Below are 19,802 nucleotides of genomic sequence, written 5' to 3'. Positions count from 1 at the left end.
ATGTGCATCTGGATGAATCGTGAGAAATGGCTCTGTTCATTCTGACAATGATTGCCGCTGTGCGTGCTTGCGAAGAAGGTCTTTCGTGGGCCAACATGGTTGGCCTATGGGCCATGAGCGACCCTATGAGCGAACCACGCTGGTAGACCATGCACACGCGAAGCCAACGCCGCGCGGGCAACTCATTCGTTCCCGAACGGCGCAGGTTTCGCACACCGTGCTCCTTGCACTACCTACGCGCTATCAGTCAGCGAACGCACTCGATAGTAGCGCCGCCTGCCTTGCCGTGTGCGCCGCGTGATAACCGGGCGCGGTCGAAGCCGACGCTGCCGGACCCGCATACTGCAACCGCGCGGAAGATGGCACGATTTCACGCAACTGCGGTTCGACAAAACTCCACGCACCCTGATTCTGCGATTCCTCCTGACACCAGATCACTGTCCTCAGATCCGGATAGCGCGCGAATTGAGCCGCCAGTTGCTGCGCGGGAAACGGATACAACTGTTCGATGCGGATCAGCGCCACATCCACGGCGCCGGATGTGCGACGATGTTCGAGCAGATCGAAATAGACCTTGCCCGATGAGACGATAACGCGCTCGACATTTGCCTCGCGTGACGGATCAACCGGTGTGTCAGCGAGAATTTCACGAAACGCGCCGGTGGCGAGCTCGTTGAACGTGCTGACCGCTTCGGGATGACGCAACAGCGACTTCGGCGTCATCACCACAAGTGGGCGACGCTCGAACACAGTAGCCTGCATCCGTAGCAAATGGAACATCTGCGCGGGCGTGGTGGGTTGCACGACCCGCATGTTCTGCTGGGCACACAGTTGCAGATAACGTTCGAGCCGCGCCGATGCGTGCTCCGGCCCTTGCCCATCCTGCCCATGCGGCAGGAACAACGTCAGTCCGCTGAGTTGCCCCCACTTGGCCGCGCCCGCTGCGATGAACTGGTCGATCACCACCTGCGCGCCATTCGCAAAGTCACCGTACTGCGCTTCCCACACCACGAGCGCGTTTTGGTGGACGGTCGAATAACCGTACTCGAAGCCCAGCACCGCGGCCTCGGAGAGAATGGAGTTGGTCACGCTAAAGCGACCCCGCGCGTTATCCACGTGATGTAGCGGAACGTACACACCTTCCGTGCGGTCCGTGCGCTTCTGATTGTGCAGAACGGCGTGACGGTGGCTGAATGTGCCTCGCGCACTGTCCTGACCACTCAGGCGCACGTCGACGCCAGCCTCCAGCAACGACGCGAAAGCCAGGTGTTCGCCCATGCCCCAATCGAGCGGACGCTCTCCCCCCGCCATCTCCCGTCGCGAGGAGATGACCTTGCCGACCAGCGGGTGAAGTTCATACCCATCCGGAACGGTGGTGATCTGTTGCGCCAGATTCTTTAGCTGCGCCATTGGTGCGGCACCATATTGCCTGGGTCCGGCATAGTCGTCGAGAAACTGCGGCCATGATGGGATTTCCTGCGTAGCAGCGGCAACCGGTGCTTCGACCTGGCGCGCCCGCTCGAAGCCATCGCGCGTTGCACTGACATAGCGCTCGGCCTCGGCGGCCGTCACCACGTGTTCCTCGATCAGACGTTGTGCGTACAAAGCCCGTGTTCCTGGGTGATTGGCGATCGCGCGATACATAAGCGGCTGCGTGATACCCGGCGTGTCCTGCTCCTGATGCCCGTATTTGCGGAAGCACACCAGGTCGATCACGACACTGCGATTGAATGCCGCGCGATAGTCGAGCGCAAGCTGCACCGCCATCGCCACCGCTTCCGGGTCGTCGCCATTGACGTGCAAAACCGGCGCCTCGATCATCTTTGCGATGTCGGTGGTGTAGAACGTGGAGCGTGTATCGCGTGGATCTGAAGTGGTAAAACCGATCTGGTTGTTGACGACCACATGAACGGTGCCGCCCGTGCCATGACCTCGCGTATAGGAAAGGCTCAAGGTTTCCATCACCACGCCCTGACCCGACATGGCCGCGTCGCCGTGAATCTCGACGGGCAGTACATCGCGGCCGTCCCCCGTGCCTGCAAGGTCTCCTTTTGCTCGTGCCATACCCTGCACGACAGGATTGACGATTTCCAGGTGCGACGGATTGAAGGCCAGCAGCACCTCGACCGGCCCGTCATCCGTTTGCGTTACGCTGCTGTAGCCCTTGTGGTATTTCACATCTCCGGCGGGCAGAGGATTGTCGATCTTGCCTTCGAACTCGTCGAACAGCGCGCGAATCGGTTTGCCCGCAATGTTCACCAGCACATTCAGACGGCCGCGGTGCGCCATGCCCATCACCACTGTGCCGATTTTCTTTGTCGCGCCATAGCGCACCAATTCGTCCAGCAGCACGATCAGCGATTCTCCACCTTCCAGCGAGAAGCGCTTTTGCCCCACATAACGTGTGTGCAGATACTTTTCCAGACCCTCCGCGGCGCTCAGGCGCTCGAGAATCCGCTTTTTCTCCGCGACCGAAAATGCCGGCTTCGCACGCGTGGACTCGAGCCGCATCTGCCACCAACGCCGTTCGCCGGCATCGGTCAGATGCATGAACTCCGCACCCAGCGTGCCGGTGTAGGTTTTTTCGAGCGCCGCGACGATTTCGCGGAGTGTGGCATCCTCGTCAAATAGGAACGTGTCTGCCGTGCTGAACTGCGTGGCCATATCGGCTGGCGTCAAGCCATAAAACGCAGGCGTGAGTTCGACCAATGCGCGTGGCGGCGACCACATCAGCGGGTCAAGATTGGCTGTACGCGTACCGACCATGCGAAACGCGACAATTAACGACTGCACGGCCACCTGCTTTCTGGCGATGGCAAGTCCGTCATCGCGAGCGACTGCGGCGATACGTGGCTGCCGCGTGAGTTCACGGAAGGTGGAGACGACCGGCGCATGCGGTTCGTCATCGCGGTCGCTGCCGTCAATGGCAGGCGTCTCGCGCAAGGCGTCGAAGTAGGCGCGCCATTCCGCTTCGACCGATGCCGGGTCGGTCAGATACAGCTCGTATTGCTCCTCGACATAGGGAGCGTTCCCTCCGAACAGGAAGGAACTTTGGCGGTTTTGCATCATCATGATGATTCTGTCCTCGATTGGCGTTGGGTCCGATTCCGGTCCCACACGCGAGCATTCCCGGTGCGCTGGCGTTCGACGCGCCATGCCGCATTCATGACTTAAAGAATAGATAGTCGATGCAGCAACGGGAATACGCAGATAGCGCGATGGCGGGCCAATCGGGGCGCGATTTGGGCCATGCTCAAGGACATGAAATGGATCTGCACGGCTTCAGGAACAGTGTTTTCTCTTTCGCATGACAATGAAAACTTTCAGCACTCATAGACCCGTAGGCGTCCTTATTATCTAAAGTGAAGAGAGCTTCACAATAGAAACGGTGGCGGCACGGATGCCGCCACCGTTTTCAGGCTTCGAGAATGCTGGCTTCCAGGTTCTCGTCGTCGAAAGCGACAAAAAACTCTTCCGGCATGAGCCATGAATCTACGCTCACCGTCCTCGTATCCAGGTCGACATCGACCTTGGCGTCGGCATCCACGCTCTTCATCGCCCGTTCGATCTTCGACACATCGTCTGGGCGGATATCGTTGTTAATCGAGAATTTCACTTGTCACATCTCCCGTCGATCACATCTGATTAGAGCAGCCGCTACCCACCATCCGTTGCTAGCAGCATCGTGGCTACGATTGTACGCACTCGCGGTTAAACCAGCCGGCAACGCGTCACGCGCTTTTCGATCCCTGTCGCGGCTATTAGCTGAATGGAAAAAGACTCTTTCCGGGTACAGCGATCGTCCTCGCATGCGTGCCGCGGCACAGGATGATTTGTGAATGGAACCGATAGATACGCGGCCTTTGTTGGCTGCAAGAAGCGGACCCGTCTTCTAATATGAACTCAATCCATCGCGCGTCGGCGATCCCTCACTGAATTGATTCGTATCACTATGGGAAAGCGCCCGCCACGTGCTTTCCCAGGCACTGCGCAGGCGAGAGAGACCGCCCAGTTCATTACCCCAATCGACACTCGTAGCCTTGCGGACACTCATGAATACCGCCAAGCCAGAGAAAGACGGAACCGAAGATCGCACGCTCGCGCAGACGCCAGCACCGGCTCCAGCACCCGAAGCAGGAACCCCGTTGCAACCGGCACCCAAAGAGCCTGAATTGCCACTTCGTCTGGCTATTGGCTTGATCGGCATGCTGTTCGCTTCGCTCATGGCTATCCTGAACGAAAACGTCACTGCCATTGCGTTGATGGATATTCGCGGCGCCCTCTCCATTGGCAACGACGACGGCACCTGGGTGACCGCACTTTTCGAGGCGGCCAATGTCGCCACGATGATATTCGCGCCCTGGTTCGGCATCACGTTCACATTGAAGCGATTTGCGATCGGCGCAGTACTGGCCACGCTATTGTTTGGATTCCTCTGCCCGTTGTCGCCAAACCTGCTGAGCCTATACGTCTTGCGTATCCTGCAGGGCATCTCCGGTGGCTGTCTGCCGCCCATGGTGATCATCGTCGCGCTTCGCTACCTGCCGCCCAGAATCAAGCTATACGGACTCGCCGGCTACGCGGGCACCGCGACCTTCGGCCCCGCGCTCGGCACGCCGCTCGCAGCGTTATGGACCGAGTACGTCGGCTGGCAAGTGGCGTTCTGGCAAATCCTGCCGCTTGGCCTGTTGAGTTGCGTCGCGATCTACGCGGGGCTTCCCTCGGAGCCGCTCAAGCTCGAACGGTTTCGCCAGTTCAACTGGCGCGGGCTCGTGCTGGGCTATCCGGCCGTTTCCATGCTGGTGATTGCCCTTTTGCAGGCCGACCGGCTCGACTGGCTGAGATCCCCTTTTATCTGCGTGCTGTTCGCAGCGGGGACGGTGTTGCTCGTGGCCTTTCTGATCAACGAGTGGTTTCATCCCCTGCCCTTTTTCGGGCTCAGACTGCTGGCCCGCAGAAACTTCACGCACGGACTCATGACGCTCTTCTGCGCCGTCGTTCTGCTGGTGGGCATTGCCGCCATACCTAGCCAGTTTCTTGCTCACATTCACGACTACCGGCCGCTTCAGACCTCGCCGATGTTTTTGCTGGTGGCCGCACCACTTTTGATATCGCTGCCGCTAACCGCCGCTGTTCTCAATCTCAAGTGGATCGACCACCGCTGGGTGATGGCGTTCGGCCTTTGTCTGATGGCTGCGACGTGCCTGATGGGAAGTTTCATGGAGTCCGAGTGGGTGCGCGAAAACTTTTACTGGCTTCAGTCGCTGCAGATTCTCGCGCAACCCATGGTCATCATCGGAATCCTGATGGGTGTCACGACCGGTCTACCGCCCACGGAAGGACCGTTTGCCTCCGCGATGTTCAACACGGTGAAGACATTTTCCGCAGCGGTGGCCACCGCCATTCTCGAAGGCGTCGGCACCGCTCGCGAGCATTTTCATTCGGCCATGCTGGTGGATCGCCTCGGTAACACACCGCTCGTGCAGCATCTGGGCAACAACCCGTTTGCCGGTGGCCAGACTATCGAAGCAAGTCACGGCTTTGAAGAACTCGCGCGACGCATTCATGAACAGGCGGAAGTGCTCACCTCCGCCGACCTCTATCTCGTGATGGCCGGCTTTGCCATCGTCTTCCTGCTCGTGATTCCGTTTTTACCCGTGCGCATTTATCCGCCGTGGAGCACTACGCCCCCTCCGTCCCGTTGAGCAACGATACCTATGTCCACCACTTCTTCTTCCCGGCTTAAAACGTTGGGCTTCATTGCGTGCGTCGTCATTGTCGGCCTCGTGGTATGGGCCTGCGTGGCGTTGCTTTTCGATCCCCACAACGAGACCACCAATGATGCCTACGTGGTAGCCGATTTCACGCTGGTCGCGCCGCGCATACCGGGTCAGCTTTCAGAGGTGCTCGTCGAAGACAACCAGCAGGTCAAGACCGGGCAATTGCTGGTGCGTATCGACGATCGTGACTTCCGCGCCGCATTGGCAAGCGCTCAGGCCGACGTGGAAGCGGGCAAAGCCTCCGTGTCCAACTACGATGCCGAGATTGCCCAGCAACCCTCGCTGGTCGATCAGGCGCGCGCCACGCTCAAATCGGATGAAGCTGCCGTTGAATTTGCCCGTCAAAATGCGGCCCGCTATCAAAACCTTTCGGTGGCAGGAGCGGGCACCACGCAGGAGCAACAGCACGCGTCGAGCGAACTTGCCGAACAACTCGCACAGCAGGCGCACGACCGCGCCGCGCTGCTGGCCATCGAGCAGAACCTCGAGATTCTGCGCACCGAACGCGCCAAAGCGGCTGGCGCGTTGTCCCATGCGCAAGCCGAACTTCAACAGGCCACACTCAATCTTTCGTATACGGAGATTCACGCGCCAATCGACGGCAAAGTGGGGCGACGTTCCGTGCGCGTGGGCGCCTACGTGACGGTGGGCGAGCCGCTGCTCGCTATCGTGCCGCTTTCCGAAGCCTACGTGGTGGCGAACTTTCAGGAAAATCAGCTTACGCATATGCGCCCCGGTCAGAGCGTGCGCATCAAGGTGGACACGTTCCCCGGTGTGGTGATTCAGGGTCACGTGGATAGCCTTGCGCCAGCAACTGGTTTGAGTTTTGCGCCTATCGCACCAGACAACGCAACCGGCAACTTCACCAAGATCGTTCAGCGCGTGCCCGTGAAGATCACGATCAACCCCGGACAACAGGCCGCGTCGTTGTTGAGTGTGGGGCTCTCCGTCGAGGCGAAAGTCGCTATCGACAGGCATGCCGACACGCGGGTTGCAGGAGCAGATGTGCCATGAACACGAGCGAACTCCGCGAACTGGCACTACAGGTGCTGGCCTGTCTTGCGATCACCGGTTGCACGGTCGGGCCCAATTTCGAAGCGCCGCACTCGAGCATACCGAACGTCTTCGACCGTACACAGCAAGCGCAGGCAGCGAGCAAGCCGGTTGAAGCCGAATTTAGTCCGCAATGGTGGACGCTTTTCAATGATCCAACGCTCGACGCGCTCGAACAACAACTCACTGATACGAATCTCGACGTGGCAGCGGCGTCCGCGCGGTTGCGCGAAAGCCGTGCCGAGCAGCGCATAGCTGGCGCGGACGAATACCCCACGCTGGACGCAGCCGGCTCCTACTACCGGGAACGCGCGAGTCCGAATGGCGTGCTGGGACTGCTGGGCGTAGCGCCGACAGGCGCCCCATTGCAGGCGGCGCAAACCATTTCAGCCGCGGGCAACACACCGTTTGGTGTGGCGGCATTGCCGGGCGCGGCGAGTACTTCGAACAAGACGGGCTCATCGGGCTCACCCGCTTACAACCTGTATCAGATGGGTTTCGATTCCTCCTGGGAAATCGACATCTGGGGACACGTCCGTCGCGGCGTGGAAGCCGCGACGGCGCTCTCCGATGCGTCGTACGAGGACCGCAGCGCGGTTTTGTTGTCGGCACGCGCGGAACTGGCTCGCGACTATATTCAGTTGCGTGACACTCAAACGCTATTGCAGATCGCACGACAGAATCTGGAGATTGCCCGCAACGCGACGAAGCTCACGCAAAAACGCGTCACCGAAGGCGTGACGACCGATCTCGACGTGGACAACGCGCAGGCGCAGGCTGAGTCCATCGAGAGCCTGATTCCCACGCTCGAATCGCGTTGCGACACGACGATCAATGCGATCGGCTTGCTGCTTGCCAAAGAGCCCGGCGATCTGAAGCCGCTGCTCGATGAACCGCACGATGTCCCGGCATTGCCTGCGCAAGTGCCCATCGGTGTTCCGTCTGAACTGGTGGAGCGTCGCCCCGATATCCGCAAGGCGGAGGCACAACTTCATGCAGCCACGGCGAGCATCGGCATGGCGAAGGCTGACTTTTATCCGCGCATTTCGCTAAACGGCAGCGCCGGTTTCGCCAGCCTGCAACTGACGAATCTTGCCGATTGGGCCTCCGGGCAGTTTGTCATTGGCCCCTCCATCACGCTCCCTATCTTCGAAGGCGGACGCCTCACCGGGACGCTGCATTTGCGCGAAGCACAGCAGCAGGAAGCAGCGATTCTCTATAAGCGCACCGTGCTCGATGCGTGGCGCGAAGTGGACGATGCGTTGGTGGACTATGACGCCGAACAACGGCGACGCGATCGTCTGAAGAAAGTGGTGAGTCTGAATCAAAACGCGCTGACAATTGCAGAGCAACGCTATAAGCAAGGTGCGGTTGATTTTCTCAACGTGCTCAACGTGCAGAAGCAGTTGCTCGATTCGCAGAGCGACCTCGAACAAAGCCAGGCTACGGCAGCCGCCAACCTGATCACGCTGTGCAAGGTGCTGGGGGGTGGCTGGGAATCGACCTATGCAAAGCAGGATGGTTTGCATTGATGCGTTGAACGCAGGCACGCCAGGGTGGCGTCGCCTGCGTATTGCATCGCGCCTAGCGCAGCGGACGGAAGCTCACACGCAGTTCTTCCGAGAAAGCTTGCGGCTGTTCCCACGCTGCAAAGTGACCACCCTTTGGCAAACGGTTGTAGTGAATCAGCTTCGGATACGCCCGGGTCGTCCAGCTTTGCGGCGCAGCGTAAATTTCATCCGGGAAGACGCTGACGGCAACCGGAAGCGTGACATGCTTGGGCGCAAAGAAGTTGAGTTTGTTTTCCCAATACAGGCGCGCCGAGGACACCGCTGTGTTCGTGAACCAGTACAGCGACACATTGTCGAGCACGTCGTCGCGTGACAAGCCTTCAGTCTGCCCGTCGAATACACGCGCAATCAACGCCTGGCTGGCGGCATCGTGATCGAGCATCCACGCGGCGAGGCCAATGGGTGAATCTTCGATTCCATACAGCGTCTGCGGACGGTTAGCCATTTCGAGCGCATAGCCGAGGCCATGCTTGTAGAAATAGTCGAGTTGATCGAACGCGTGTTTCTCGTCCGGTGCAAGACCTGCCGGTGCCGGTTCGTTGAGCTTAAGCGCCTGTGCAATGTCGTCTGGCACGGTAGCCGGCATGTTGGTGTGAATGCCGAGCAGTCCCGGCGGAGTCAGCAGGGCCATCTGCTCAGTGATGGCATTGCCCCAGTCGCCGCCTTGCGCAACATAACGCGTGTAGCCCAGACGCTGCATCAGGACGACCCAGGCGCGTGCGATGCGCGCAGGATCCCAGCCGGTTGCAGCCGGCTTGCCCGAAAAGCCGTAGCCCGGCAGCGACGGAATCACAATGTCGAAAGCGTCCGACGCCGAATTGCCATATGCGGTCGGATTGGTGAGCGGGCCGATGATCTTCAGCTGCTCGATGATCGAACCTGGCCATCCGTGTGTGACGATGACCGGTAACGCATTCGGCTCTTTCGAACGAACGTGGATGAAATGAATGTCGAGCCCGTCGATCTCGGTCACGAACTGCGGCAGTGCGTTCAGGCGTGCTTCCACCTTGCGCCAGTCATAGCTGCTGGCCCAGTAACGGGCGAGCTTTTGCATGGTGGCGAGTTGCACCCCTTGCGATGCATCGCTCACGGTCTCCTGCTCGGGCCAGCGGGTTGCCTTGATGCGGCGCTTCAAGTCGATGAGTTGCGCTTCCGGTACGTGCACGCGCAGCGGACGAATCGCGGTCTTGTCACCGCTGGCCGCTTGCGTGACTGCGGTGATGGCCGGGTTCGTGTCCGCGAAAGCGAGTCGGCTCAACGAGGCCGCTGCAGCGGTTGCCGCGGCCACGGCGATAAAGCGGCGGCGCGACGGCGTTTGGATAGGGGTATCGTCAGACATACAAATTCCTGCTAGCAAATAGGTACGGTTAGATGAAGCGATGAGTGCGGCAGCAACGCCATATCCTGAGAAAGACCTGTCACGATTGTCCGATTGAGCCGTCTTAAGAGACCTGCATCCGGCAGGCCTCACATCGTTACCGCCACGCAGACACAACCTTGGTTGGTAGTCCGCTGTAGTTGTAGCGATTGTGCGCACGTGAACGCGCGGGGTAAACGGCTGGGACAGCACAACACTTGTGTCGGCAGCGAATAAGTCGATCGCACTCGATTTAATCGCTGCGCGTTGGTGCGTGAGCCGGACGGATCGTCACATTCGGCGTGTCTTCATGGCTCGCGATATGGTGTCCTGATTGTTTATCGACTGAACGTATCAAACCGGCAACGGGGTGCCTGCTTGCTCTGCGACGATATAGTCCGCGTACCACTGCGGCCAGTCTTCGTCATGCTCACCCGTCTTTTTCTCGTGTTCGCCATGTGCGGCCGCGGCGCGGCGCAATGCGCCCTCGAGTTCGAGCGCTGACGTGAAGCTAGTGACCTGTGCGTCGACGCGTCCTGGCAGCCGCGTGGTCACTTCCTGAAACATCCAGCCGTTTCCATCAGGGTCGCTGAACGACGCGAACGAACCATAGCTGCGGCGCTCCGGGTGTGGACCGTTCACACGTGCCTGATCGCCTGCGTGATGGAACAGGCCGCCAGCGTCATGGAACACTTCGCTCACTTCGACGCCTCGTGCGACCAGCGCCGCGCGGGCCTGCTCGACATCGGACACGATCAGATGCAGCCCTTGCAACGAGCCAGGAGCCTGCGTCGTGACGCCATTGCCAAAGAGAATCGAACCTTGCGATCCGGGCGGGGTGAAATGGACCACGCGAAAGCCATCGTCCTTCGCGATGTCGACGTCGAGTTTCCAGCCTAGTCCAGCGTAAAACTGTTTTGCACGATCCACGTTCGAGACGGGGATCACAACGACTTCGAGTTTCATGTCGAGCGTTTGCGTTGTTTCAACGGTTGCGCTGGCGGTGGCATGGGTTGGTGAATGGCTCATTTCAGACTCCTGGTAATTGGTCGATCAAGGCGTAACGAATGGGGTTCAGCTTCCGGTTTGCGTGTTGCTCGGGCGGATATCTGTACTACTCGCGCTGGCCATGTCGTGCGCTGTGCGGTCAGTGGCTTGCACTTTGGCCTCAGCCGCCTGGATGTCAGCCGGATAGTGCACGGTGACGTGATGAGGGTTGTAGCCGGTGGCTTCCAGTTGCACCAGCTCGGCGCGTACCTGAGCACGCGTCAGACCCGCGCTGGTCTGCTGCGCCGATGCGGTGGCCGGCAAAGCGGCCACTGCGGTGAGGGCGACGAATGCGGCGGTAACGAGGCGAAGCTTCTTCATGATGTAACTCCAATAGCAGTCTTGAGTGGGATACGGGAACGACGTGTCGTTCGTCGATCAATCGCATGCGATGTAAATGCGTGAGACGGATCATCGTTGAAAATTTCCACCTCGTCAATCGCATACGATTCATTCGCATGCGATTTATATGGTCTTGAGCGGACATTTTTGTATCCCAATGTATCGGGGCGCCGTGTTGATACAAAGCCCGTGATTTGGCAAAACTCTCTTGACCCGCCCGAGCGGCGCGTACGCCATGCTCTCCAACTTGTTCCTCCGAATCACAAGTGTTTGTCCGTGCCGGGTATTTGCACTTGTCGCCAACAAGCCTAGATTTACGACCTATCGGAGCCACGGGCCCGATCCGCAAGAGCCCACTCAACTGATTTGGAGGTTTTCCATGAGCACGTCGCAAAAGGTCGCAATCGTTACAGGCGCATCGCAAGGTATCGGCGCAGAAACCGTCAAGGCATTCCGTCAACTCGGCTATCGTGTGGTTGCCACCGCGCGTAGCATCAAGCCGTCGGAAGATCCCAATCTCGTGGCAGTGGCTGGCGACATCGCCGATCCTGAAACCGCCCGCCGTGTGATCAAGGAAGCGGTCACGCGCTTCGGTCGCGTCGACACGCTCGTCAACAACGCCGGCATCTTTATCGCCAAGCCTTTTACTGCGTACACCGCGGAAGAGTATGCGTCGGTGATCGGTGTGAATCTGAATGGTTTCTTCCACATCACGCAACTCGCCATTGCCGAGATGGAAAAGCAAAACAGCGGTCACATCGTCAGCATCAGCACCACGCTGGTCGATCACGCCATCGACGGCGTGCCTTCGGTTCTCGCTTCGCTCACCAAGGGCGGCCTGAACGCAGCCACGCGCTCGCTCGCCATTGAATACGCCAAGCGCGGGATTCGTGCCAATGCAGTGTCGCCCGGCATCATCAAGTCGCCGATGCACGCCGAAGAAACGCACGCGGCACTCGGTGCGCTGCATCCGGTAGGCCGCATGGGCGAAATGAGCGACATCGTCAACGCGATCGTCTATCTGGATACCGCCGCATTCGTCACGGGCGAAATCCTCCACGTGGACGGTGGCCAGAGCGCCGGCCACTAAGCCTCGCTTCACCGCCTCGTTGTATAGCAGGCAACCGCAAAGACTCACTGATCAGAACGGACGCCTCCGCCATGCGGAGGCTGATCCGTCCTCTAACGTCAAGGAAGGCACCATGCCAATCGTCACGATTCAGGTGACCCGTGAGGGCACCAAGCCGGGCGTCGACTCGGTCACCGCGCAAGAGAAGGCGGAACTCATCAAGGGCGTGAGCCATTTGCTGCTCGACGTGCTAAACAAACCGCTCGAAGCGACTTTCGTGGTCATCGAAGAAGTGGATAAAGAGAACTGGGGATGGGGCGGGCTGCCGGTAGACGAGTATCGCAAGCAGCGAGCCCAGAAATAACTTCGTGCACGATACCGGCGCAACAAGTGGGATGCGCGCCGCTCACTGGCTATCAAATCCGGTGATACCCCTATCGTTATAAAGCGCCCGCTGGCCGCGCAAACATTGCTAGAGTGATGCGGCACAGCGAGCGTCGCGGCCGCGTTTTTTCTTTTAGCTCGTGCTCCCATCATGTGTTGACGATCTGCACACGCCGCATTTTCCGTATTTCCAGCGAGATTGAGGATGGACCAGCTTTACATGCTGCGCGCCTTCGTTGCAGCGACCCAGCATAAGAGTTTTAGCAAGGCGGCGGCTTCGCTCGGCGTCACGACGGGTTCCATTTCAAAAGCCATTGCGAAACTCGAAGCGTCCATCCAGACGCGTGTGCTGCATCGGACAACGCGCTCGGTCACGCTCACGGAAGAAGCACAAGCCTATTATCTGAGCTGTGTTCGCCTGCTCGAAGAATTCGACGAAGCGAATCGGCGCATTACGCGCGCGCGAGAAGTCGATAGCGGCAAACTCCGTCTGGCCGTCCATCCTGCACTGGTGAACGGCACCTTCCTGAAGATGGTGTCCGAGTATCACGCGCTCGCACCGAACGTGAACCTGATGGTGTCGATACAGGAAGACGTGGTCAACCTCTATGATGGCCGCTACGACGTTGCGATCGTTCCGCCGCAACTCGTCGAGCAATCGGCGGTGATACGCAGGACCTTGTCGAAGACGCCGAACGTGCTGGTCGCGACACCCGCCTATCTGGACAGGCACGGCATGCCGGCGCATGTGGAGGATATGTCGCGACATTTTCTATTGATCGATCCACGGCTGCGCCAGACGGACTCCCATTTCATCGCGCTGTTCGAGCACGGCCGGCCCGTGAGTGTGTTGCCGATGGCATCTCTGGACGGCAACGAGGCCCTTCTGCGAGCGGCTGCGCTCATGGGAACAGGCATCGCCGTGTTACCCGAAGCCATGATCCGGCAAGACATCGACGATGGAAATCTGATGCACGTCTTGCCCGGCTGCTCGACCTCTGAGAGCGAGATCGAAATCTGTTTGTTCTATTCGCACCGTGAATTGCTGCCGGCCAGGTTCAGGACGTTTGTCGACTTTTGCGCGGCATTTTTCAGCGAGCGACATGGCAGGCAGCGAGCGCCGCGCAACGCGCCGACGCACAAACCCATGCCACCTGCCAAGCCAACGCTGACGATTGTCTGATGCGGTGCCCGCATGTGCACGCCGCGGGCTCAGCGGCGGCTTTCTCTCAGGCTGCCGCCATTAATGAAGCTCGTTCGGACAATGCAATATCGAGGAAGGCACGCATCGCGCTCGACACATAACCGTCATGCCGGCGAATGAAAAGCGTCTGAACAGAGGCCATTTCCGAGGCAAGCGTGTGAAGGGCAACGATATCCTGTTCCCCCGCTTTCGCGACCACGCCACGCGGCAGCAACGTGATGCCGATACCCGCAGCAACGCACGCGATGATTGCATCCAGTGAACCGAATTCGAGCGGCGTGGCCGTGACGATTCCTCTATCCGCGAGGAAGGCGTCGAGCCGCTGACGATATGAACATCCCGCGCGATAGACAATGGTCTTGAGATCCTGCACCGCGCGCAGCGATTCAAGCGAACGGATCGTGCGGGGCGTGACCAGCACCAGTTCTTCGGTGAACATGGTATCGACATGCAGCTCGGGATGATCGACGGGGCCAGCCACGAACGCGCCATCGAGACGACACTCCGCAACATCGCGCGTCAGGCCGCTGCTCGTGCCCGTAGTCAGCGACAAGTGCACCTGCGGGTACATCGTGGCGAAATGACTGAGAATGGGAGACAGGCGCAATGCCGTGGTGGTTTCGAGTGCACCCAGCGTGAGCGCACCGCCTGGGGGGCCGTCGTCCTGAGCCGCGTGTTTGGCATCGGCCACCAGCTTTGCGATGCGCGCGGCGTACGGCAGCATGCGCTGCCCCGCCGGTGTCAAACTCACGCCGCGCACGTGACGGTGAAACAGCGCGACACCCACCTCTCTTTCCAGCGCGCGAATCCGCGCCGTCACGTTCGACTGCACCGTGTGAAGTTCAGCAGCCGCTTTGTTCATGCTGCCGTGGCGAGCAACGGCTTCGAGTACCTTCAGGTCGGCGACATCCATGCTTTGCACCTGTTCGCTATGAGCCAAACCGGCAGCCAGCCACGCCGTGCGCGCACTTGATACTGCCATGTGAACCATGCACGTGACACCGACGTGTCACGAAGCCTGACCGCCGCGCTGTTTATTGCCGCTCTTCCACGGCCTTGATGAGGTTGTTGCGCAGCGTGGCAATGGCCTTTTGCACCTTGCCGAACTCCTGCGGCGTGAGCCCACAGGCGTCGACGAGGTCCATGTTGAGGCCTTTCTCGCGCAGGCGCCGCCCGCTTCGCGTGAGACTCACGAGCACCTGACGTTCGTCCGCAGGGTCGCGCTCCCGGGAAAGGTAGCCCATTGCCTCAAGCTTCTTGAGAATGGGCGTGAGCGTATTCGACTCCAGAAACAGCTTTTCGCCCAGGCTGCCCACCGTCTGGTTGTCTTCCTCCCACAACGCAATGATGGTGATGTATTGCGTATAGGTGAGACCCAGCTCGTCAAGAATCGGTTTGTAAGCCTTCCCAAACGCGAGATTGGCCGAGTAAACCGCGAAGCAAAGAAAGTCGGCCAGCTTTGGCGCTGTGCCTGCCTTTTCAATCGTGCTCATATGCGTCCTTCAGCGCGTCGCTGATACGTCATGAAAGGCGCATTATATATCGCATACGATTAACTCGCAAAGGCGGTATTTTTCCGGACCTCTTTGCCAACCTCTTTGCCGGTCCTTTTCCCGCTCTCTGTTAGCGGATGACGGGCTCCAATGGCATGGACCGTTCATGCCGCGCTTCGGCCAGCCGCCACGGGTACTCTTCGCGACAGTCCTTGGCTGGCGAAACCGTTTCGGCGTCTTTGGCGCCGTATCGTGCGGTGGACCTGAAAAACTGCGTGCAATAGTCGACGAAAGTGCGCAGACGCGCCGGCAGCAGTTCGCGGTGCGAGTAGAAGAGACAGATCTCGGCCTTGGTGTCGGAGGTCGTGCACATGGGCAGGATATGCGTGAGATTGCCGGCTTCAATGTCTTCACGCACCATTGTCTCTGGCAATGCGGCAATGCCGGTTCCCATGAGCGCCGCTGCCCTGAGCAGGATTTCGTTGCCGTCCATCGACGACATGGGCGACACGCTCACACGTGTTTCGCTTTCGAACAGATCGACTACCTCCACGCCTTTCTTGCGCGAATCCGTGTCGAGCAACAGGAAGTGATGCGTCAACTCGGCAGCGGACTGTGGGACGCCATATTGCTCGAGATAAGCAGGCGCAGCGACGAAGATGCGCGGCGAGGCCGACAACGTGCGGCGAATCACGGCGGACTGTTCGACCAGATGCGGCGGAAGAATCGCCATGTCGAAGCGGCCGTCATACAGGTTGGCCGTGCCTTCCTGAACCGAGACGATCAAGCTCACGTTGGGCGCAATGGCGCGATAGCCTTGCACGAGGCGCGAAAACGTTTCGCTCATCAGCATGGGATGCACGATCAGCCGCAGCTTTCCACTATCCACTTCACGAGAACGCGCAATGCGACGGTTCGCTTCGTCGAGTTCCTCTAGCAGACGGCAGCAGCTCAGATAGTAAGGCTGGGCCGCTTCGGTCAGCGAAACGGAGCGCGTGGTTCTGAGCAGAACCCGCGTCTGAATGCATGCTTCGAGCTTGGCGATCGCTTTCGACACCGACCCGGTGGTCACATTCAGCGATTCTGCAGCCTTACTGAAGCTTTGATACCGTGCAGCAGCAACGAATGCACGCAACATGTAGAGCTGATCCATCTCGTACCTCATTGGTCAACATAGAGCGGAGTAAGCAGCCGTGCCATCCAGAAAGCGCTACACAAGGCAGGTCTGCAACGGTTCAATCTCGTTCAGGGCCGATTCGAGAATCATGGCGCGCGCGTTGACAGGCGCTGGCTTCGAACGGTGTGGATGAAAGATACGGTCGCCGCGCCGGATGCGTTGGCCGCTCAAGGCACACACCCCGGACACCTTGGCATTCGCGGCACGCCAGATCTGCGCGCCGTAGAAGCAACTCGTCGGATCACGCCATGCGATGGTCACAGTCGACGAGGTGGTTCGCTCGATCAGACTCACCTTCAGATGCGGCGAGCGCGCAGCGAGCGGTGGCTTCACATCGCGGCCGCAGGATGCGCCGCGTCTTGTCACGGATGTCGCCTCGACACCAATATCTGGGAATCGCGCTCCGAACGATAGCAACTGAATCGTTTGAACCCACGGATCGACTTGGCAAAGCATGGCCGCGCTCCTTACGAATCGAAACATGACGTGTCACTGTCTCAGGTCAGGACTCTGCGCCGGCATCTATTTGTTTTGCTCGCCGAAGGAATGGGTCGTGATTCAGGTGCCCACCATCGACTGCCGCCGCGTTACAGTAAGGTATCCAATGTTTCGTTGCATCGCTAGTCGTGCAATCGGATGCGTTAAGCACCTCATCGTTCAACCTCGTCATACTTTCGCATAAGCATCCCTAACCGCTTGCCTCATTTCGCGCGATTTGAAATCATTTCGTCAGGATTGCGACTCGCTCCTCACGTCATTGAATCCCGGTATGGGTGGTGGTGTAGCGTGGCTGCGGACTTACCTTCGCAAGCAGTTGCATCAAATCGGCGATTGGCTGCTCGTCCAGCATGACGACCTGCTGGATGATTGCGTTTCGCAGCGCTTCGTCTGCATACGGCTCGCTGAGCCAGTGGAATTTCTGCACCGTACGTTCCCACGTGAATGGGTTCTCAAGACCGCCTTCGAAGCCGGTGTGTTCCTTCGAAAAGCTTCGCCCGTCCTTGCAGCGGATCGTCACACGGGTATTCAGCGCTTGCGGATATTGCGCGCTGAAGGTGGCGTCGGGTTGCACCGTGACTTTGTTGAGTAGCGCTTGTGCGTCGGCCGCCTGGATGCGTTCGGGTTCGAGCTGCGCGGGACCCACCTCGTCATCGAGCAGCGCTACCGCGATCAGATACTTGAGGTTGTAATCGGCCTGCTCTTTTGTCTGCGGATTGTCTTTCGCACCAAAGCCGCCGCCTCCCGCAATATCGAAGCCGGTCTGAAAGATGTCGCATCGCACTTCCTCGACCTCCTCACTCGTCACGCCATGTTGGCGCTTCAACTGCAGCGTCGCTTCGAGCACCGGTTGACCGTGAATCAGCGAGCAGTATTTTTTCATTACTGTCTGATGAATCACTTCCAGTTGTGGATCATCCCAGTTCACCTCGAGCGGCTGATCGAACATGCGTTCCAAACCGTTGGGTCCTTCGAACAGACGAAGCGGACCGGTGAAGCCGCGTTTGGCCAGAGAGGCCGAGTAGATTGCACGCATCCCAGTGATGCCGGGCGAAAACCCTTTCCATTGCGATACCGGTTCGGAATGGACACAGGTGAGCGAGATGTTGTCAGCGGTCGCGATCGCCACCGCGTGGGCGATCTGTTGCGCGTCGAGGCCGAATAACTTGCCCGATCCCGCAGCCGCTGAAATCGCCAACTGGATGGCGTGATTAAAGCCTTTTGCCATGACCGGAACGATGGCGGTGATGCGGCAGCCAATCTCGTACGCCACGGCAAGCGCCAGCATGAAATCTTCACCGCTTGCCGATGCGTGATCCGCGGCTGCGAGGATGGTGCCGAAGTTGTCACTGGGGTGACATAGACCGCCAGGCGACATGTAGCTGTCGAGTAGATCGACATAACGCACGAGGCCCGAGTTGTATAACGCGGCCTGATCGGGCGACGAGGTTCCGCCGCCAATCAGCGTGCACTTGCCGGAGCGGCCATATTCATCGAATTGCTCACGCAGTGCTGCGAATGGTTTGCCGGACAATGCGCCGATTGCGCAACCAAGGCTGTCGAGAATGTTGCGCTTGAACAGCGCGCGCGATTGCGGCGTGAGATGACTGGCGTGGGCATTGAATGCAAATTGCCCGATGCGTTGCACGGTGGTGGGTGGATTCATGTTGCGAATGCCTCATGGTGGGACGCCATCTAGCTGAAGCTACAGCTAAGTGGCGATTGAGAACTGGCATTCAGCAACTTCGCACCGTTTGTCCGCTGCGACAAGCGATGCCGAACGATAGGGGTATCTGTGGCGCAGATATCCAGCGTGGCGGCGCTAGCGTTTGCGCAACACCCTGCTTCAGTTATTCGAGGTTGCCTCGCGTGCCACCTCGTCGGTGGAGAGCGCGCCATCGGTCCAGTCGCGCAGGAATTCGATCCACGTTTTGATTTTCGCGTCGAGATATTGGCGCGACGCGTACACCGCAAACACATTCAGCGTTTGCAGTTGATACGCCGGCAAAACGCGCTTGAGCGCGCCCGCGTGCAACAGCGAACGCACCGTGAAGGTGGGTAACGCGCCGATACCCATGCCTTCCAGCACGGCGACCGCCATAGCATCGGGCACGTTGACCTTGAAGCGGTCGTCCGGCAGCATGAATTCGTGCTCGCCGTTGACGTCTTCCAGATGCCAGCGGTCCGCCGAAAAGATCGGCATGGCAACCTGCAAACACGTGTGGTTCGAGAGATCCGCGATGGTTTGCGGCACGCCGTGGATCTCCAGATATCTGGGCGAGGCGCACAGAATGCTGTAGAACGTACCCAGCCGCCGCGACACATAAGCGGAGTCGGGTAACGCGCCCTGCGTCACGCGCAGGGCCACGTCGTAGCCTTCTTCCAGCAGATCGGGCACGTTCTGCGACAGGGTGAGATCGACGGTGACCGCCGGATAGCGTTCCTGATACGCCGCTATGGCGGGCACCAGATAATTCTGCCCGAGGCTCGTCATGGCATGCACGCGTAGCGTGCCGATCGGCTTGGCGTGCGCGTTCGATGCTTCGGCTTCGGCCTCCGCAATCGAAGCCGTGATCGCATAGCATCGCTGCAGGTAACGCTCGCCTGCTTCTGTCAACGCAATACGCCGCGTCGTGCGATTCAGCAAACGGGTGCGCAGATGCGATTCGAGCTCGGAGATCGAGCGGGACACAAAGCCCGTGGTGGTGCCCAGTTGCTGGGCCGCCGCCGTAAAACTTCCCGCCTCGACTACCTCGACGAAAGTCTTCATGTTGCGAAACGTGTCCATGCTGCTCCGATCATTTCATAGCGAATGGAGACAGCACGC

Annotated in this window: 17 protein-coding genes; 6 read left to right on the top strand and 11 right to left on the bottom strand. The window is 59.3% G+C overall.

The window, feature by feature from the left end:
• Nucleotides 1-243 precede the first annotated feature (243 nt).
• Nucleotides 244-3,072, bottom strand: a complete 2,829-nt coding sequence (locus tag D0B32_RS03195) for a 2-oxoglutarate dehydrogenase E1 component (RefSeq protein WP_117332220.1) — start codon at nt 3,070-3,072, stop codon at nt 244-246.
• Between the two features lie 343 nt (nt 3,073-3,415).
• The gene (locus D0B32_RS03190; protein ID WP_117332219.1) at nt 3,416-3,616 is read right to left on the bottom strand and encodes a copper chaperone; all 201 of its coding nucleotides are present in this window, start codon (nt 3,614-3,616) and stop codon (nt 3,416-3,418) included.
• Nucleotides 3,617-4,052: 436 nt separating this feature from the next.
• Between D0B32_RS03190 and D0B32_RS03185 the strand changes: the two genes are divergently transcribed.
• From D0B32_RS03185 to D0B32_RS03175, 3 genes are read left to right on the top strand one after another with little or no spacing between them, the layout of a single operon-like run.
• On the top strand, nt 4,053-5,705 hold the full coding sequence (locus D0B32_RS03185) for an MFS transporter (RefSeq protein ID WP_117332218.1): 1,653 nt from the start codon (nt 4,053-4,055) through the stop codon (nt 5,703-5,705).
• A 12-nt stretch (nt 5,706-5,717) separates the two neighbouring features.
• Entirely contained in the window at nt 5,718-6,794 is a 1,077-nt protein-coding gene (locus D0B32_RS03180; protein ID WP_117332217.1) for an HlyD family secretion protein, read from the top strand.
• Nucleotides 6,791-8,365, top strand: coding sequence for an efflux transporter outer membrane subunit (locus tag D0B32_RS03175; protein ID WP_117332216.1), 1,575 nt, complete (start codon nt 6,791-6,793; stop codon nt 8,363-8,365). Before D0B32_RS03180 ends, D0B32_RS03175 begins: the two co-directional genes overlap by 4 nt.
• Nucleotides 8,366-8,417: 52 nt before the next feature.
• On the opposite strand, the gene D0B32_RS03170 is transcribed toward D0B32_RS03175, so the two are convergent.
• From D0B32_RS03170 to D0B32_RS03160, 3 genes are all read right to left on the bottom strand, one after another.
• Nucleotides 8,418-9,743, bottom strand: a complete 1,326-nt coding sequence (locus D0B32_RS03170) for an epoxide hydrolase family protein (RefSeq protein ID WP_117332215.1) — start codon at nt 9,741-9,743, stop codon at nt 8,418-8,420.
• Between the two features lie 372 nt (nt 9,744-10,115).
• A complete protein-coding gene (locus D0B32_RS03165) occupies nt 10,116-10,790 on the bottom strand; it encodes a VOC family protein (protein WP_117332214.1) in 675 nt (224 codons plus the stop codon).
• A 45-nt stretch (nt 10,791-10,835) separates the two neighbouring features.
• Entirely contained in the window at nt 10,836-11,129 is a 294-nt protein-coding gene (locus D0B32_RS03160) for a DUF4148 domain-containing protein (protein WP_117332213.1), read from the bottom strand.
• 400 nt (nt 11,130-11,529) lie between these two features.
• Here D0B32_RS03160 and D0B32_RS03155 point away from each other — a divergent pair, with 400 nt between their 5' ends.
• The 3 genes from D0B32_RS03155 (at nt 11,530) to D0B32_RS03145 (ending at nt 13,786) form a co-directional block, all read left to right on the top strand.
• A complete protein-coding gene (locus D0B32_RS03155) occupies nt 11,530-12,240 on the top strand; it encodes an SDR family NAD(P)-dependent oxidoreductase (protein ID WP_117332212.1) in 711 nt (236 codons plus the stop codon).
• A gap of 112 nt (nt 12,241-12,352) precedes the next feature.
• Nucleotides 12,353-12,583, top strand: coding sequence for a 4-oxalocrotonate tautomerase family protein (locus D0B32_RS03150; RefSeq protein WP_117332211.1), 231 nt, complete (start codon nt 12,353-12,355; stop codon nt 12,581-12,583).
• A 225-nt stretch (nt 12,584-12,808) separates the two neighbouring features.
• Nucleotides 12,809-13,786, top strand: coding sequence for a LysR family transcriptional regulator (locus tag D0B32_RS03145; RefSeq protein WP_117332210.1), 978 nt, complete (start codon nt 12,809-12,811; stop codon nt 13,784-13,786).
• A gap of 46 nt (nt 13,787-13,832) precedes the next feature.
• Here the strand turns inward: D0B32_RS03145 and D0B32_RS03140 are convergent, their stop codons facing one another.
• The 6 genes from D0B32_RS03140 to D0B32_RS03115 form a co-directional block, all read right to left on the bottom strand.
• Complete coding sequence (locus tag D0B32_RS03140) at nt 13,833-14,720, bottom strand: LysR family transcriptional regulator (protein ID WP_117333433.1); 888 nt, start codon at nt 14,718-14,720, stop codon at nt 13,833-13,835.
• A 121-nt stretch (nt 14,721-14,841) separates the two neighbouring features.
• Nucleotides 14,842-15,300, bottom strand: coding sequence for a MarR family winged helix-turn-helix transcriptional regulator (locus tag D0B32_RS03135; protein WP_117332209.1), 459 nt, complete (start codon nt 15,298-15,300; stop codon nt 14,842-14,844).
• 130 nt (nt 15,301-15,430) lie between these two features.
• The gene (locus D0B32_RS03130; protein WP_117332208.1) at nt 15,431-16,453 is read right to left on the bottom strand and encodes a LysR family transcriptional regulator; all 1,023 of its coding nucleotides are present in this window, start codon (nt 16,451-16,453) and stop codon (nt 15,431-15,433) included.
• A gap of 57 nt (nt 16,454-16,510) precedes the next feature.
• Nucleotides 16,511-16,843 carry a DUF3331 domain-containing protein gene (locus tag D0B32_RS03125; protein ID WP_259294862.1) on the bottom strand — a complete coding sequence of 111 codons (333 nt, stop codon included), beginning with the start codon at nt 16,841-16,843 and terminating at the stop codon, nt 16,511-16,513.
• A gap of 388 nt (nt 16,844-17,231) precedes the next feature.
• A complete protein-coding gene (locus D0B32_RS03120; protein ID WP_117332206.1) occupies nt 17,232-18,641 on the bottom strand; it encodes an MmgE/PrpD family protein in 1,410 nt (469 codons plus the stop codon).
• Nucleotides 18,642-18,821: 180 nt separating this feature from the next.
• Nucleotides 18,822-19,763 (bottom strand): LysR family transcriptional regulator, encoded by a 942-nt coding sequence (locus tag D0B32_RS03115; RefSeq protein WP_117332205.1) that lies wholly within the window; start codon nt 19,761-19,763, stop codon nt 18,822-18,824.
• Nucleotides 19,764-19,802: the final 39 nt, after the last annotated feature.

The sequence above is a fragment of the Paraburkholderia sp. DHOC27 genome (assembly GCF_003429005.1).
Classification (GTDB): domain Bacteria; phylum Pseudomonadota; class Gammaproteobacteria; order Burkholderiales; family Burkholderiaceae; genus Paraburkholderia.
The sequence above is the reverse complement of the archived record's forward strand: the minus strand, read 5'-3'. Positions and strand labels throughout refer to the sequence as shown.

Coding starts and splice junctions, on each gene's coding strand:
- D0B32_RS03115 (WP_117332205.1), bottom strand. CDS start 19,763: ATGGACACGTTTCGCAACATGAAGACTTTCGTCGAGGTAGTCGAGGCG.
- D0B32_RS03180 (WP_117332217.1), top strand. CDS start 5,718: ATGTCCACCACTTCTTCTTCCCGGCTTAAAACGTTGGGCTTCATTGCG.
- D0B32_RS03140 (WP_117333433.1), bottom strand. CDS start 14,720: ATGGATGTCGCCGACCTGAAGGTACTCGAAGCCGTTGCTCGCCACGGC.
- D0B32_RS03150 (WP_117332211.1), top strand. CDS start 12,353: ATGCCAATCGTCACGATTCAGGTGACCCGTGAGGGCACCAAGCCGGGC.
- D0B32_RS03160 (WP_117332213.1), bottom strand. CDS start 11,129: ATGAAGAAGCTTCGCCTCGTTACCGCCGCATTCGTCGCCCTCACCGCA.
- D0B32_RS03120 (WP_117332206.1), bottom strand. CDS start 18,641: ATGAATCCACCCACCACCGTGCAACGCATCGGGCAATTTGCATTCAAT.
- D0B32_RS03145 (WP_117332210.1), top strand. CDS start 12,809: ATGGACCAGCTTTACATGCTGCGCGCCTTCGTTGCAGCGACCCAGCAT.
- D0B32_RS03165 (WP_117332214.1), bottom strand. CDS start 10,790: ATGAGCCATTCACCAACCCATGCCACCGCCAGCGCAACCGTTGAAACA.
- D0B32_RS03130 (WP_117332208.1), bottom strand. CDS start 16,453: ATGGATCAGCTCTACATGTTGCGTGCATTCGTTGCTGCTGCACGGTAT.
- D0B32_RS03135 (WP_117332209.1), bottom strand. CDS start 15,300: ATGAGCACGATTGAAAAGGCAGGCACAGCGCCAAAGCTGGCCGACTTT.
- D0B32_RS03185 (WP_117332218.1), top strand. CDS start 4,053: ATGAATACCGCCAAGCCAGAGAAAGACGGAACCGAAGATCGCACGCTC.
- D0B32_RS03170 (WP_117332215.1), bottom strand. CDS start 9,743: ATGTCTGACGATACCCCTATCCAAACGCCGTCGCGCCGCCGCTTTATC.
- D0B32_RS03195 (WP_117332220.1), bottom strand. CDS start 3,072: ATGATGATGCAAAACCGCCAAAGTTCCTTCCTGTTCGGAGGGAACGCT.
- D0B32_RS03155 (WP_117332212.1), top strand. CDS start 11,530: ATGAGCACGTCGCAAAAGGTCGCAATCGTTACAGGCGCATCGCAAGGT.
- D0B32_RS03175 (WP_117332216.1), top strand. CDS start 6,791: ATGAACACGAGCGAACTCCGCGAACTGGCACTACAGGTGCTGGCCTGT.